Annotated in this window: 15 protein-coding genes; 6 read left to right on the plus strand and 9 right to left on the minus strand. The window is 64.0% G+C overall.

All coding sequences use genetic code 11. From position 1 onward, the window contains the following. The 3 genes from F3H98_RS02510 to F3H98_RS02520 form a co-directional block, all read right to left on the minus strand. On the minus strand, positions 1–1,014 hold the full coding sequence (locus tag F3H98_RS02510; RefSeq protein WP_149757911.1) for an alpha-ketoacid dehydrogenase subunit beta: 1,014 nt from the start codon (positions 1,012–1,014) through the stop codon (positions 1–3). Positions 1,015–1,017: 3 nt separating this feature from the next. Continuing rightward, positions 1,018–2,250: a 3-methyl-2-oxobutanoate dehydrogenase (2-methylpropanoyl-transferring) subunit alpha gene (locus F3H98_RS02515; RefSeq protein ID WP_149757913.1), complete on the minus strand. Its 1,233-nt coding sequence runs from the start codon at positions 2,248–2,250 to the stop codon at positions 1,018–1,020. Positions 2,251–2,357: 107 nt separating this feature from the next. Next, complete coding sequence (locus F3H98_RS02520; RefSeq protein ID WP_149757915.1) at positions 2,358–2,822, minus strand: Lrp/AsnC family transcriptional regulator; 465 nt, start codon at positions 2,820–2,822, stop codon at positions 2,358–2,360. Positions 2,823–2,962: 140 nt separating this feature from the next. On the opposite strand from F3H98_RS02520, the gene F3H98_RS02525 reads away from it, so the two are divergent. Further along, entirely contained in the window at positions 2,963–4,021 is a 1,059-nt protein-coding gene (locus tag F3H98_RS02525; RefSeq protein WP_149757917.1) for a Glu/Leu/Phe/Val family dehydrogenase, read from the plus strand. 24 nt (positions 4,022–4,045) lie between these two features. On the opposite strand, the gene F3H98_RS02530 is transcribed toward F3H98_RS02525, so the two are convergent. Next, the gene (locus tag F3H98_RS02530) at positions 4,046–4,759 is read right to left on the minus strand and encodes an IclR family transcriptional regulator (RefSeq protein WP_244621569.1); all 714 of its coding nucleotides are present in this window, start codon (positions 4,757–4,759) and stop codon (positions 4,046–4,048) included. A 236-nt stretch (positions 4,760–4,995) separates the two neighbouring features. On the opposite strand from F3H98_RS02530, the gene F3H98_RS02535 reads away from it, so the two are divergent. The 5 genes from F3H98_RS02535 to F3H98_RS02555 all read left to right on the plus strand — a co-directional run bounded on the left by F3H98_RS02535 (position 4,996) and on the right by F3H98_RS02555 (position 10,257). Further along, positions 4,996–5,967 carry a Bug family tripartite tricarboxylate transporter substrate binding protein gene (locus F3H98_RS02535; protein ID WP_149757919.1) on the plus strand — a complete coding sequence of 324 codons (972 nt, stop codon included), beginning with the start codon at positions 4,996–4,998 and terminating at the stop codon, positions 5,965–5,967. 135 nt (positions 5,968–6,102) lie between these two features. Then, entirely contained in the window at positions 6,103–6,603 is a 501-nt protein-coding gene (locus F3H98_RS02540) for a tripartite tricarboxylate transporter TctB family protein (RefSeq protein ID WP_149757921.1), read from the plus strand. Between the two features lie 4 nt (positions 6,604–6,607). Then, complete coding sequence (locus tag F3H98_RS02545) at positions 6,608–8,131, plus strand: tripartite tricarboxylate transporter permease (protein ID WP_149757923.1); 1,524 nt, start codon at positions 6,608–6,610, stop codon at positions 8,129–8,131. Between the two features lie 114 nt (positions 8,132–8,245). Continuing rightward, positions 8,246–9,430: a CaiB/BaiF CoA transferase family protein gene (locus F3H98_RS02550; RefSeq protein WP_149757925.1), complete on the plus strand. Its 1,185-nt coding sequence runs from the start codon at positions 8,246–8,248 to the stop codon at positions 9,428–9,430. Further along, entirely contained in the window at positions 9,427–10,257 is an 831-nt protein-coding gene (locus F3H98_RS02555) for a citryl-CoA lyase (protein WP_149757927.1), read from the plus strand. Before F3H98_RS02550 ends, F3H98_RS02555 begins: the two co-directional genes overlap by 4 nt. Before the next feature lie 112 nt (positions 10,258–10,369). Here F3H98_RS02555 and F3H98_RS02560 read toward each other — a convergent pair whose 3' ends face one another. The 5 genes from F3H98_RS02560 to ctaD all read right to left on the minus strand — a co-directional run bounded on the left by F3H98_RS02560 (position 10,370) and on the right by ctaD (position 14,590). After that, positions 10,370–10,840 (minus strand): aminoacyl-tRNA deacylase, encoded by a 471-nt coding sequence (locus F3H98_RS02560; RefSeq protein WP_149757929.1) that lies wholly within the window; start codon positions 10,838–10,840, stop codon positions 10,370–10,372. 148 nt (positions 10,841–10,988) lie between these two features. Further along, complete coding sequence (locus F3H98_RS02565) at positions 10,989–11,372, minus strand: cytochrome C oxidase subunit IV family protein (RefSeq protein WP_149757931.1); 384 nt, start codon at positions 11,370–11,372, stop codon at positions 10,989–10,991. Positions 11,373–11,380: 8 nt separating this feature from the next. Next, positions 11,381–12,100 carry a heme-copper oxidase subunit III family protein gene (locus F3H98_RS02570; protein ID WP_149757933.1) on the minus strand — a complete coding sequence of 240 codons (720 nt, stop codon included), beginning with the start codon at positions 12,098–12,100 and terminating at the stop codon, positions 11,381–11,383. 13 nt (positions 12,101–12,113) lie between these two features. After that, entirely contained in the window at positions 12,114–12,818 is a 705-nt protein-coding gene (locus F3H98_RS02575) for a cytochrome c oxidase subunit 3 (RefSeq protein ID WP_149757935.1), read from the minus strand. Continuing rightward, positions 12,818–14,590 (minus strand): cytochrome c oxidase subunit I, encoded by a 1,773-nt coding sequence (gene ctaD / locus F3H98_RS02580; RefSeq protein WP_149757937.1) that lies wholly within the window; start codon positions 14,588–14,590, stop codon positions 12,818–12,820. Before ctaD ends, F3H98_RS02575 begins: the two co-directional genes overlap by 1 nt. Between the last annotated feature and the right edge of the window lie 33 nt (positions 14,591–14,623).

Consider the following 14,623-nt stretch of genomic DNA (forward strand, 5'->3'; position numbering starts at 1 on the left):
TCAGGCCTCCATCGTTTCGGTGAGGGCGCGACCGACGCGGGCCGGCCCCGGGAAATAATCCCATTCCTGTGCATGCGGATAGGGCGTGTCCCAACCGGCGACTCGCGCCACCGGCGCCTCGAGGTGGAAGAAGCAGTTTTCCTGCACAAGTGCGGCAAGTTCGGCGCCAAAACCCGAGGTCAGCGTCGCCTCGTGGACGACCACGCAGCGGCCGGTCTTTTTCACCGAAGCGACGATGGTGTCGAGATCGAGCGGCAGCAAAGTCCTGAGGTCGATGATCTCCGCATCGATGCCGGTTTCCGCGGCCGCCGCTTCCGCGACGTAGACCATGGTTCCGTAAGCCAGGATGGTAAGGTCGGCGCCGGGTTTGCGCACCACGGCCTTGCCGAGCGGCACCGTGAAATGGCCTTCCGGGACTTCACCGAGCTCATGTTTCGACCACGCCGTCACCGGCCGGTCATGATGGCCGTCGAACGGACCGTTGTAGAGCCGTTTGGGCTCCAGGAAAATCACTGGGTCAGGATCCTCGATCGCCGAAATCAGCAGGCCCTTGGCGTCGTGCGGATTGGACGGCACCACCACTTTCAGTCCCGATACGTGAGTGAACAACGCTTCCGGGCTCTGGCTATGGGTCTGGCCGCCGAAAATGCCGCCGCCGGTCGGCATGCGGATGACGATCGGGCAGGTGAACCCGCCATTGGAGCGATAGCGCAGCCGCGCGGCTTCCGAGACGATCTGGTCGTAAGCGGGATAGACATAATCGGCGAACTGGATTTCCACGCAGGGCTTGAGGCCGTAGGCAGCCATGCCGATTGCCGTACCGACAATGCCGAGTTCGTTGATCGGCGCATCGAAGCAGCGGCTCTTGCCGTATTTCTGCTGCAGGCCTTGCGTGCAGCGGAAGACACCGCCGAAATAGCCGACGTCCTCGCCGAAGACGACGACGTTGTCGTCGCGCTCCATGGAAACATCCATGGCGCCGCGAATGGCCTCGATCATGGTCATGCGTGGCATGGTCTACACCCCCGCCTGCTGGCGCTGGCGCCTGAGATGCGGCGGCATCTCCGCATAGACGCCTTCGAACATGTCGCGCGCCGACGGCTTGCCGCCGGCATGCAGCGTGCCGTGTTTTTCGGCCTCCTTCTGCGCCGAGATCACGGTGTCGAGGATTTCGGCCTCCGTCTGCTTGTGGCGTTCCTCCGACCAAAGGCCGCGGACGATCAGATGGTTCTTCAGCCGGATCACCGGGTCGCCGAGCGGCCACGCCTCCGACTCGGTCTTGGGCCGGTAGGCTGACGGGTCGTCGGACGTCGAATGCGCACCGACGCGGTAGGTCACATATTCAACCAGCGTCGGCCCGAGGTTCTTGCGCGCCCGCTCCACCGCCCACTTCGCCACCGCATGCACCGCCAGGTAATCGTTGCCGTCGACCCGCAGCGCCGGAATGCCGAAGCCGAGCCCCCGCGCCGCGAACGTGCCGGAGCCGCCACGCGCAATGCCTTGGAAGGTCGAGATCGCCCACTGGTTGTTGACGATGTTGAGCACGACAGGCGCCCGGTAGGTCGAGGCGAAGACCAGGGCCGCGTGGAAGTCGCTTTCGGCCGTCGAGCCGTCGCCGATCCAGCCTGCGGCGATCTTGGCGTCGTTCTTGATCGCCGAGGCCATCGCCCAGCCGACCGCCTGCACGAACTGGGTGCCGAGATTACCCGAGATCGAGAAGAACCCGTGTTCTTTCGACGAATACATGATGGGCAACTGGCGACCCTTCAGCGGATCGGCCTCGTTGGAGTAGATCTGGTTCATCATCTCGACCAGCGGGTAGCCGCCGGCGATCAGCAGGCCAGCCTGGCGGTAGGTCGGGAAATTCATGTCGCCCGGCTCGAGCGCGCGGCGGAACGCGCAGCTCACCGCCTCCTCGCCCATGTGCTGCATGTAGAACGAGGTCTTGCCCTGCCGCTGCGCCATCTGCATGCGCGCGTCGAAGCTGCGCAGCGTCATCATGTGGCGCAGGCCCTCGGCAAGTTCCTCGTCGCTCAGCGTGCCAGCCCAGGGGCCGACCGCCTCGCCCTCCTTGTTGAGCACGCGGATGATCGAATAGGCCATGTCGCGGATGGCGCGCGGATCGACATCGACGGGCGGCCGCTCGACAGAACCGGCCTTGGGAATCGGTACCTTGGAAAAGTCCGGCGTGCCACCCGGGCGAACTTCAGGTTCGGGCACGTGAAACCGCAACGAAGTGCTCTCGGTCATGCGCTTCCCTTCCCGACATCATTTTTTGGCTGCCTGTCGGGCAGCCCCTGGAGCCAATTACATTCACAAGTCATGGTCAAGCACCTCCCCGGTTCGCCACCTGGCACTCACAAAGGCAGCGCCGTGGTCGACTTTATTTCCGACAGAGAGATGACCGAATTCACTTCCTGGACGCCCGGCAATCGGCTGAGCTTTTCGAAGAAAAACGAGTGGTAGGCGTCGATGTCGGCGGCAACGACCCGGATCAGGAAGTCGAACGCGCCCATCAGCACATGGCATTCCAGCACCTCCGGATAGGTGCGGATCGTGCCGGCGAATTCTTCGAGGTTCTGGCGGCCATGCATCGTCAACTTCACCAGCGCGAAGACCTGAGCATTGAGCCCCACCTTGCGGCGATCGACGATGGCGACCTGACGGCAGATATAGCCCTCGTCCTTGAGCCGCTGGATGCGGCGCCAGCACGGCGACTGGGACATGCCGACCAGCTCGGCGATTTCCGCCGTCGAGCGTGAAGCATCCTCCTGCATCAAAGCCATGATGCGGCGGTCGAACTGATCAAGCTCCTCCGGCATTGATTATTCCCAACGAGACACCGTTCGGGTCTATTTATGCGAAGAAGGCCACCAATGGCAATATAATAGGCAGGAATTTTCCGCATCGAGCAAGTACAATCCCCATCATCAAAATTGCGCTCATCATTGGGAGGTTACCGATGGCCGTTGTTTCCAGCATCACCCCACCTGAGAAGGTAAGTTTCTTCGAGGATCCGGCCACCGGGCTCGAAGCCATAGTGGTGCTGCATTCGACCGCACTCGGGCCTGCGGCGGGCGGCTGCCGGTTCTGGTCCTACGCCGACCGCAACCATGCGACAACCGACGCCATGCGGCTTGCCGCCGGCATGACCTACAAGAACGCGCTCGCCGGCCTGCCCTTTGGTGGCGGCAAGGCGGTCATCCTGCGCCCCGCCGGAGATTTCGATCGGACCGTGCTGTTCGAGGCCTTCGGCAAGGCGGTCGACAGCCTCGGCGGCAGCTACATCACCGCCGAGGACGTCGGCACGCTGGTTTCCGACATGCAGGCGATCCGCAAGGTGACGCGGCATGTTGCCGGCCTGCCCACGGAAGGCCCAAGCGCCGGCGGCGACCCATCGCCGTGGACCGCGCTCGGCGTATTCCTGTCGATGCGGCATGCAGCGGAGCGCCGCCTTGGCGGACGCCTCGCCGGCAAGACGGTCGCCATACAGGGCGTCGGCAATGTCGGCATGGAACTCTGCCACCTGCTGCACCAGGACGGCGCCAACCTCGTCGTCGCCGACGGTTCTGCCGAACGCGCCGCCAAGGCCGCGCATCTCTACGGCGCGATGGTGGTCTCTCCCGACGAACTGCTTTCGGCCGATGTCGACATCGTGGCGCCCTGCGCGCTCGGCGCCGTCCTTGACGAACGTTCGATCGCCGGCATCAAGGCAAAAGTGGTCTGCGGCGGCGCCAACAACCAGCTTGCGACGCCGGAAGACGGCCGCAGGCTTGCGGCGCGCGACATTCTCTACGCGCCCGACTACCTGGTGAACGCTGGCGGCATCATCAACGTCGTGGCCGAACACATGAACGAGTCCACGGCTGCCGTCGACGAGCGCGTGCGCCGCATTCCCGAACGTCTTGCCGCTGTGTTCGACGCCGCTGAAAAGACCGGCGAAGGCCCCAACTTCGTTGCCGATGCGATGGCCCGCGCCATCGTCGCCGACGCTCGCGGCGCAACCCGCTCCGCAGCCTGACCTTTTTACCGTTGAGCCGGGGCGTCAGTCCGCCCCGGCTGCCAGGCGCGCCGCATCCTCGATTGCGGAAGCATCCTCGCCGAAACCGCGCGTCGCCCGCGCCGCAGCTTCCAGCAGCGGCCGCTTCATGCGATCGAGGAAGGCGAGATCGACGCGCGGGCGCGGCCCGGCGAGCGTCAGCACCCCGATCAGCGCCCTGCCCGGCCCGAACACCGGCGCCGAAACACCGGCCGTCTCGGGATCGCGGTCGCCGATCGACACGAAGTGATAGGTCCGTCGAATGGTTTCGTACGGCTCGCCTTCGGTGCCTGAAAACGCCGCCAGCACCCGCCCCCCGGAGCCCACACGCAAGGGCAGCACATCGCCTTCCCGCACCATGTAACGGATAGGGTGCTTCGATTCGATTCGGTAAAGGCAGGTGCGCATCTCGCCGGCGCGCACATAGAAGGTAACGCTCTCGTTGCTCTGTTCGGAGAGATCGCGCATCACCGGCAGCAACACATCGATACTGGCAAAGGAGCGCTGGTAGATAGCGCCCAGCCGGAATGCAGCCGGGCCTACCCGGTAGCGGCCGTCGTCCAGCCGCTCGAGCAACTGACCACGAATAAGCGAGCCGGCAAGGCGCAGGATCGTGCTCTTGTAGAGCCCGGTGCGGGCGGCGATTTCGGCGAGGCTGAGCGAGCGGTCGGCGGTCGTGAACGCATTCAGAATTAAGATCGCTCGATCCAGTGCAGCCACGCCGTCCGCCGGCTGACTCGCAGTTCCAGAATGGTCTATTGCGGGTGACACGCTGGCAAATCCCTGCAATGTTGGCGAAGCAGGGGCATTTTGTCGCAACGGAAACGTTCTGTCTAGCGGAATGCCGTTTTGCTTGACAGAATTACGACAAGACGCCATGAGTTTGATTGAACGTTGCCTGGGAGCCAGGCTCGTCTGGAAGGCGCGCAAGAGCGCCGCGACTTGGGAGGAATGACATGCTGAGCAGACGCGAATTCTTGATGAGCACCGTTGCCGCAGGCGGCGTTGCGATGGCCGGCCTGCCGATTGGCGCGGCTTCGGCGCAGGAGCAGATCCAGATTTTCGTGCCAGCCGCCCCCGGCGGCGGATGGGACCAGACGGCGCGCACCATCGACCAGGTGCTGCGCAGCGAGAAGCTGATCAGCGGTGCGCAGATCACCAATGTCGGCGGCGCCGGCGGCACTGTCGGCCTGCCGCAGTTCATCAGCCAGTGGAACGGCAAGGGCAATTCGCTGATGGTGGCCGGCATGGTCATGGTCGGCGCGATCATCGCCAACAAGTCGGCCAACAACCTCTCCGAAGTAACCCCGATCGCGCGCCTCACCGGCGAGTTCGAGGCGCTGGTGGTGCCGGCATCTTCGCCGTTCCAGACGGCGGGCGATTTCGTCGCCGCGCTGAAGGCCGATCCGACCAAGGTTCCGGTAGCCGGCGGCTCGGCCGGCGGTTCCGACCACATCCTCTTCGGCCTCATCGCCAAGACCGTCGGCGTCGAAGCGACCAAGCTCTCCTATGTGCCGTTCGCCGGCGGCGGCGAAGCGCTCGCCGCCCTTCTCGGCAACCAGGTGGCGGCCGGCATTTCGGGCTATGGCGAGTTTTCCGAGCAGGTGAAAGCGGGCGCGCTGCGCCTGCTGGCCATCTCGGCCGACAAGCGCCAGGAAGGCATTGATGCCCCGACCATGAAGGAAGCCGGCATCGACGTCGAACTGTTCAACTGGCGTGGCGTCTTCGCTCCGCCGGCGGTTTCTGACGCCGACAAAGCTGCGATGATCACCCTCATCGAGACCATGGCCAAGAGCGAAGCCTGGGCCACGGAGTGCAAGAACCGCAACTGGACGCAGATCCTGCTCACCGGCGACGACTATGCCAAGTTCCTGGCCGAGGACACCGCCCGTATCGAGGGCATCCTGAAGGATCTCGGCCTCGCCTGAGGCTGAAAGGCGGGGCGGCCGCAAGACCGCCCCGTTGCCTGACGGGAGCGTGGCTGCGCATGGACAGGCAGTTCCTGCGCGGTCACAATACGGCGAAGGCCGGTGGAGCGGCGCCGGCTATCTCGGGAGGATAAAATGAACACCAGAGACGACCAGGCGGCGACGCGCTTTGCGTTGCCCGAGTTCTTGATCGGCATCGGCCTTTTGGCGTGTGCCGCGGTGGTGCTCTGGCAGACGCTGGCCATTCCCGTTTCGCCGCTTTACTCGAAGGTCGGGCCAACTGTTTTCCCTTACATGACCGCGATCGGCCTTGCGGTCCTTTCCCTGCTCCTCATCGTCGCGGCATTGCGCGGCGGCTGGCAGCCGCAAGACGAAAAGGAAACGCCAGTCGACTGGAAGTCGATGGCGTTCGTGGTCGCCGGCCTGATCGCCAACCTCGTGCTGATCAAGCCGCTGGGCTTCACGGCGGCATCCGTCGTGATGTTCGTCCTCATCTGCTACGGCTTCGGCAGCAAGCATCCGCTCCGCGATGCGTTGATCGGCCTCGTCCTGGCGCTGGCAGCCTATTTCGGCTTCGCCAAGGCGCTCGGCGTCAACATCGGTGCCGGCTTCATCGAAACCATGCTCGGAGCCTGACGCCATGGACACCCTCAGCCAGCTCGGCAACGGTTTCGCTGTCGCCTTCACGCCGATCAACCTGATGTGGTGCTTGGTCGGCACCACGCTCGGCACCGCTATCGGCGTGCTGCCGGGCCTCGGACCTGCGCTGACGATCGCGCTCCTGCTGCCGATCACCTATCAGGTCGCGCCGGAAGCTTCGTTCATCCTCTTTGCCGGCATCTACTACGGCGCCATGTATGGCGGTTCCACCACCTCGATCCTGCTCAACACGCCGGGCGAAAGCGCCACCATCGTCACCGCGCTGGAAGGCAACAAGATGGCCCGCTCGGGCCGCGGCGGCGCTGCCCTTGCCACCTCGGCGATCGGCTCCTTCGTCGCCGGCATCATCGGCACGGCGGGCATCGCCTTCCTGGCGCCAGTGGTGGTGGGCTTCGCGCTTGCCTTCGGTCCGGCCGAATATTTCTCGCTGATGGTTCTGGCCTTCATCATGGTCTCGGCCGTGCTCGGCTCGTCGTCGGTGCGTGGCTTGACCTCACTTTTCGTCGGTTTCTTCCTCGGCATGATTGGCGTCGACCTGCAGACCGGCCAGCCGCGCTTCACCTTCGGCACGCCGGAATTGCTCGACGGCGTCGATGTCATCATCGCCGCCGTCGGCCTGTTCGCAGTCGGCGAAACGCTCTACGTCGCCTCGCGGCGTTATGCCGGCAAGGACGAGATCGTGCCGCTGAAAGGCTCGCTCTACATGACTGCCGCCGAATGGGGCCGCTCGTGGAAGGCCTGGATCCGCGGCGCCTTCATCGGCTTCCCGATCGGCGCATTGCCGGCCGGCGGCGCCGAGATACCGACGTTCCTTTCCTACGCGATCGAAAAGAAGCTTTCGAAGCACAAGGAAGAGTTCGGCACCACCGGCGCCATCGAAGGCGTAGCCGGCCCCGAAGCCGCCAACAATGCCTCCGCCGCCGGCGTTCTGGTGCCCATGCTGACGCTCGGCCTGCCGACTTCGGCCACCGCCGCGATCATGCTGTCGGCCTTCCAGAGCTACGGCATCAACCCCGGCCCGCTGTTGCTCACCACGCAGGCGAGCCTTGTCTGGGGCCTGATCGCCAGCCTTTTCATCGCCAACGTCATCCTGGTCATTCTCAACCTGCCGCTCATCGGGCTCTGGGTGCGGCTTCTGAAGATCCCGGCGCCACAGCTTTATGCCGGCATCCTGGTCTTCGCTACCGTCGGCACTTACGGCATTTCGCAATCGCCGATGGATCTCGTCATCCTCTATCTGCTCGGCGCCGCGGGCTTCCTGATGCGGCGTTTCGATTTCCCGACTGCGCCGATCATCATTGGCATGATCCTCGGGCCGATGGCGGAAACGCAGTTCCGACGCGCCATGACCATCTCCAATGGCGACTGGTCGGTGTTCTACACCCACCCGCTGTCGCTGACGCTGCTGTCGTTGGCGCTGCTTGGGCTGCTCGCTCCGCGCATCTACAGCTATATCCAGCATCGCCGCGTTCGCGGGCCCGAACACGTGCCCGGCGACGCCTGATACCTTGGACGCGAGACGCCTTCGTCAAATCGGCGTCTCGCTCCAACTCTTTTTGCCGCATGACCCTTGCGGAAAAGTCCGCAACTTTTCAGTGTCATGCCCTGGAGAACACAAATGGCTGAACTCCTTTCGGGCATTCGTGTCCTCGACCTGACCAACGTGCTGGCAGGCCCCTATTGCGCATACCAGCTGGCGCTGCTTGGCGCCGACGTGATCAAGGTGGAGACGCCGGCAGGTGGCGACCTTGCCCGCCAGCTCGGCGCCTCGGCGGAATTGAACAAGGCCGGCATGGGAGCGTCGTTCCTGGCCCAGAACGCCGGCAAGCGTTCGGTCGTGCTTGACCTGAAGAAGGAAGCCGACCGTGAAAAATTCCTCGATCTCGTCGCCACCGCCGACGCGCTGGTCGAGAATTTCCGGCCGGGCGTCATGGACCGGCTTGGCCTCGGCTACGAACGGCTGAAGGAAGTACGGCCCGATCTCGTCTATTGCGCCATCTCGGGCTTCGGCCAGACCGGCCCGATGCGCGACAACCCGGCCTACGACCAGATCATCCAGGGCCTTTCCGGCATCATGAGCATCACGGGCACACCGGAAACGGCGCCCCTGCGCGTTGGCTATCCCGTTGCCGACACGCTCGGCGGTCTGGTCGGCGCCTTCGCGGTGGCGGCCGCCATCGTGCGCCAGAAGACCAGCGGCGAAGGCACGTTCCTCGATGTCTCCATGCTCGAATGCACGCTGTCGGCGCTTGGCTGGCCGGTCTCGAACTATTTGACCGCCGGTATCGATCCCAAGCCCATGGGCAACGAAAACATGACCGCCGCCCCCTCCGGTACGTTCCGTACCGGCGACGGCCTGCTCAACATCGCCGCCAACAAGCAGGAACAGTTCGTGGCGTTGTGTAACCTGGTCGGCAGGCCGGAGCTTGCAACCGACGAGCGCTTTGCCGACCGGGAAACCCGCAAGAAGAACCGCGCCGAGCTCAAGCATCTGATCGATCAGGCGCTGTCGGCTGCGCCTGCCGCTGTATGGGAAGAAAAGTTCAACCGCGCCGGGGTGCCGGCAGGCCGCGTGCTCACCATCCCGCAGGTGCTGGAGGAACCGCAGGTGCGCGAACGCCGCGTGACAGCGCGCTTCGATGGTATCGCCGGACGCGACGAACCGCTGACCGTGGTGCGTGGCGGCTTCCTCGTCGACGGCGCCGCACCGCTGCCCAAAACGCCGCCGCCCGCACTCGGCGAACATATGGACGATGTGTTTTCCACTCTGCCCGCACGCGCCAAGGCCAGGGCTGACGCATGAGCGATCAGGAGAAAAAGACCGGCCGCGAACGCGGCGAGGAATGGTGGTCGACAGAGATCATCGAGATGCGTCCCGGCATGATCCGGCTACGCGGCTACGACATCCGGGACCTGATCGGCCGCATCTCCTTTCCGGCGACGATCTGGCTGATGCTGCGCGGCGAACTGCCGAGCGATGAGCAGGCCGAGCTTTTGGGCATCGCGCTGGGCGCCGCCGTCGACCATGGCCCGCAGGCGCCGTCCATCGCCATCGCCCGCATGGCCGCCACCTGCGGCGTCGGCATCAACAGCGCCATGGCCTCGGCAATCAACGTACTGGGCGATGTCCATGGCGGCGCCGGCGAACAGGCGCTGGCGTTCTTCGGCGACATCGCCGCGGCTATGGACGGGGGGCGCTCCCTGGAAGAAGCTGTGCGCGCGCGGCTGGAAAAATTCTTCGCCGAGGAGAAGGGTTATGTGCCTGGCCTCGGCCACCGGTTCCACCCTATCGATCCGCGCGCCCCGCGCCTGCTGGAACTGGTTCGCGAATTCGCGGCGCGCGGAGTCATTGACGGGCGTTTCGCGGCGATTGCCGACGCGGTCGAAGCCGAAGTCGCGCGGCTCAAAGGCAAAAAGATCCCGCTTAACATCGATGGCGCCACCGCGGTCATCTACGGCGAACTCGGCTTCCCGCCTCCGCTGACGCGGGGCCTGTTCGTGCTGTCGCGTTCGGTCGGCATCCTGGCGCACGCCTGGGAGCAATCACAGCAGCCCGACCGCAACAAGGGACCGCTGCCGCGCGAATGGCTGTGGGCCTATAAAGGCCAACCGAAGCGCTCGCTGGACTGACAGAACCTCCATCCCGAAAGCGTCGCGGCTTTCGGCTAAGGATCATTATAAGTCAATCAGATAGAACCTGATTTCAATGCATCCGGAATGGAACAGGCTCTATCCGTCCGGTTCAGGCCGGATGGCTGAAACGTGCGACCTGCGCGCCTCTCATCAGATTGCGGAAGTCGCTGCCGCTGACATGGACGAGCGTCTTGTGGTCGCCGCCCTCGAAATAGACGTCAGCGGCATCATCGAGGCTCTCGTCGAGAATGACCGGCACTTCATAGGCGGCGCCGATCGGCGGGATTGCGCCGATGTCGCAATCGTCGAACAGGACGCCGACCTCGCCTTCCGACGCCAGGCCGAGGCGCTTGTCCATGACATCCTGCAAGGTACCGAGTTCGACCCGATGCGTGCTCGGAACCACGGCGAGCGCGTATCCCATCTCGTGATGGACAACCACGGTCTTGGCCATCCTGCTGCCTGGAATATGCGCCGCCTGCGCGGACTGGCTGCTGGTTGCTGTACGATGGTGGGGCACGGTGTCGTAGGAGATTCCCTCGCCGTCGATATAGGCGCGAAGTCGATTTGAGATCGTCATCGTAGGCGTCCCTTCTGTTGGAGTGGCGACGCTGGAGCAGGCAATGTCAGGCTGCCCCGGAACGAAAAGATCATTCTCCTCCGATCATTGTCGATGTCAACGAGTAAGCAGGCATCGCGCGGCGCCACGGGACGCTACGGCGCGCTTCTTACGGCCCGGCGCCGAAGAAAGTCAGCCGGCTCCAAAGCGTGTATTCGGATTCCAGCACCATCATCGCCACGAACACCAGGATGAACACCGGAGGCACGATGATGGCGTAGGCGAGCGCCAGTCTTTCCCAGGCCATGTGCATGAAAACGGCCACGATCAGCCCGGCCTTGAGCACCATGAAGATGAGGATCAGCGCCCAGCGCGGGTAACCCTGGATGCCGATGTAGTCGACCGCGTAGGAGCAGGCGCTGAGCACGAAAAGCCAGCCCCAGACGATGAAATAGGTTTTGAGCGGGTGCTCCTGGTGGGTGTCGTGGGAGACCGGGGCCGCATCGTTAGCCGCGTGCAGCGCCTGGTGTCCGTTTGCGGTTGCTTCAGTCATGTCAGACCTCACCAGAGATAGAAGAATGCGAAGATGAACACCCAGACCAGATCGACGAAGTGCCAGTAGAGGCCCATCACCTCGACGCTTTCGTAGTTGCCCCGCCGGCTCGTGAAGAAGCCGCGCGCGCCAGTGTCGTAGTCGCCGCGCCAGACTTTGCGCGCCACGATGACCAGGAAGATCACGCCTATGGTGACGTGGGTGCCGTGGAAGCCGGTGATCATGAAGAAGGTTGAGCCGAACTGCGCCGCGCCCCAGGGATTGCCCCATGGCCTGACCCCCTCACTGATCAGCTTGGTCCATTCGAAGGCCTGCATGCCGACGAAGGTGGCGCCGAGCGCTGCCGTCAGCAGCATCAGGATAACCGTCTTCCTGCGGTCGCGCCGGTAGCCGTAGTTGACCGCCAGCGCCATCGTGCCTGACGACGAGATCAGGACGAAGGTCATGATGGCGATGAGGATCAGCGGGATGTCGCGGCCGAACATATGCAGCGCGAAGACCTCGCTCGGATTGGGCCACGGCACCCGCGTCGACATGCGCGCCGTCATGTAGGAGAGCAGGAAGCAGCCGAAGATGAAGGTGTCGGACAGGAGGAAGATCCACATCATGGCCTTCCCCCAGGAGACGTTCTTGAACGCCCGCTGATCGGAGGCCCAGTCGGCGGCGATGCCTTGCAGCCCCTCGGGCCGCGCCGGCGGGCTTGTGTTGGTCATGGTCGTCTCGGTCATCCGCCTGGCCCTCCTAGGTCAGCAATTGGCGGCAAATTTCGATGAAGCTGGCAGCCCAGCCGGCAAACAGCACGAACAGCGCCAGCCAGACGAACAGCAGGAAATGCCAGTACATGGCGCACAGTTCGACCCCGAGCGCGAGCTTTCGGGCAGGCGTGCCGGTCCACGCCCTGAAGCTCGTCCGCGCCAGCCCGATGAGGCCGCCGACGATGTGCAGCCCGTGCAGGCCGGTGATCAGGTAGAAGAAGCTGTTGGCCGGGTTGCTGGCGAGCAGGTAGCCCTCGCCGGCAAGTTCGCGCCAGGCGAAGAGCTGGCCGACAAGGAAGGCGACCGCCGTCAGGCCACCGGTGGCAAGTCCCAGCCGCACCGTGTCGAGCTGGCCGCGCCGCGCCGCCATGAGCGCCACCTGCAGCGCCACGCTGGAAAGCACCAGCACCAGTGTGTTGAACCACAACAGGCCCGGCATCGGCAGAGGCTGCCAATCCGACAGCGCCATGCGCATGAAATAGGCCGAGGTGAACAGCGCAAACAGGCAGCCGACGACGGCGAGGAAGACGCCAAGCCCAACCTTGGCAGTCGGCATAGCAGGGCCGAGCGAACCGCCATGCTCGTCGATCACCCCCTGCTCCAGCCACGGCTTCGACATCAGCCGCTGCTGCGACAGCCACCAGCCGGAAATGCCGGCAATGACAGCCAAGAAGACGATGATGACGCTCATCAGTGGCCTTTCGCCCCCGCATAGTCGCCAGGGTCGTTCTGCGGCAGGAAATCCTGGCTGGCGCCGGGCACGTTGTAATCGTAGGCCCAGCGGTAGACGATCGGCAGTTCCTTGCCGAAATTGCCGTGCGCCGGCGGCGTCTCGGGCGTCTGCCATTCGAGCGAGGTTGCCCGCCAGGGATTGCCGCCGGCCTCGCGGCCATGGCGGATGCTCCAGATGAGATTGAACAGGAACACAAGCTGGGCGAAGCCGACAATGAAGGCCATCACCGAGATGAAGGCGTTGAGATGGTGCGCCGAATCCGAGATCAGCCCCATGTCGCCAAGCTCGTTGTAGCGGCGCGGTACACCCATCAGGCCGAGATAGTGCATCGGGAAGAAGATGAGGTAGGCGCCGAGGAAGGTGGCCCAGAAATGGAACTGGCCGAGCGCCTCGTTGAGCATGCGCCCCGTGATCTTCGGGTACCAGTGGTAGATGGCGCCGAAGATGACAAGGATCGGCGCCACGCCCATGACCATGTGGAAATGCGCGACCACGAACATGGTGTCGGAAAGAGGCACGTCGACCACCACATTGCCGAGGAACAGGCCGGTCAGGCCGCCATTGACGAAGGTGACGATGAAGGCCAGCGCAAACAACATCGGGATGGTGAGGTGGATGTCGCCCCGCCACAAGGTGAGGACCCAGTTGTAGACCTTGATGGCTGTGGGGATGGCGATGATCAGCGTCGTGGTGGCGAAGAAGAAGCCGAAATAGGGATGCATGCCCGAGACATACATATGGTGCGCCCAGACGATGAAGGAGAGAGCGCCGATGCCGACGATCGCCCACACCATCATGCGGTAGCCGAAGATGTTCTTGCGCGCATGCGTCGAGATCAGGTCGGACACGATGCCGAATGCAGGCAGGGCCACGATGTAGACCTCCGGATGGCCGAAGAACCAGAACAAGTGTTGGAACAGGATCGGGCTGCCCCCAGCGTGTTGCAGTTGCTCGCCCATCTCGACGATGGCCGGCATGAAGAACGAGGTGCCGAGCAGCCGGTCGAACAGCATCATCACGCAGGCGACGAACAGCGCCGGGAAGGCAAGCAGCGCCATCACCGTGGCGGTGAAAATGCCCCACACGGTGAGTGGCATGCGCATCAGCGTCATGCCGCGGGTGCGGCCTTGCAGCACCGTCACCACGTAATTCAGGCCACCCATGGTGAAGCCGATGATGAACAGGATCAGCGAAACCAGCATCAGAATGATGCCGGCCTGCTGGCCGCCCGGCGTCCCCTGCATGATCGCCTGCGGCGGATAGAGCGTCCAACCGGCGCCGGTCGGGCCGCCCGGCGCGAAGAAACTCGCCACCAGCACCAGCACCGCCAAGAGGTAGATCCAGTAGGAGAGCATGTTGACATAGGGGAACACCATGTCGCGGGCCCCCACCATCAGCGGGATCAGATAGTTGCCGAAACCACCCAGGAACAGCGCGGTCAGGAGGTAGATCACCATGATCATGCCGTGCATGGTGATGAATTGATAATAGGCTTCGGGCGTGATGAAATCGAAGGTTCCGGGAAAGCCGAGTTGCAGGCGCATCAGCCACGACAGCACCAGCGCCACCATGCCGATGGCGATCGCGGTACAGGAATACTGGATGGCGATCACCTTGGCGTCCTGCGAAAAGACATAGGTCGTCCACCAGCTGTGCGGATGGTAAAGCTCGACCTCCGGCACTTCGGCGGGCGGGATCGCTTCGACCGAGCCTGGGGTTACGTCGACCATCGGAACGCCTCCTTGGTTCCCTGGGCGAGGCCT

Source organism: Neomesorhizobium albiziae, from assembly GCF_900114255.1.
Classification (GTDB): Bacteria; Pseudomonadota; Alphaproteobacteria; order Rhizobiales; family Rhizobiaceae; genus Neomesorhizobium; species Neomesorhizobium albiziae.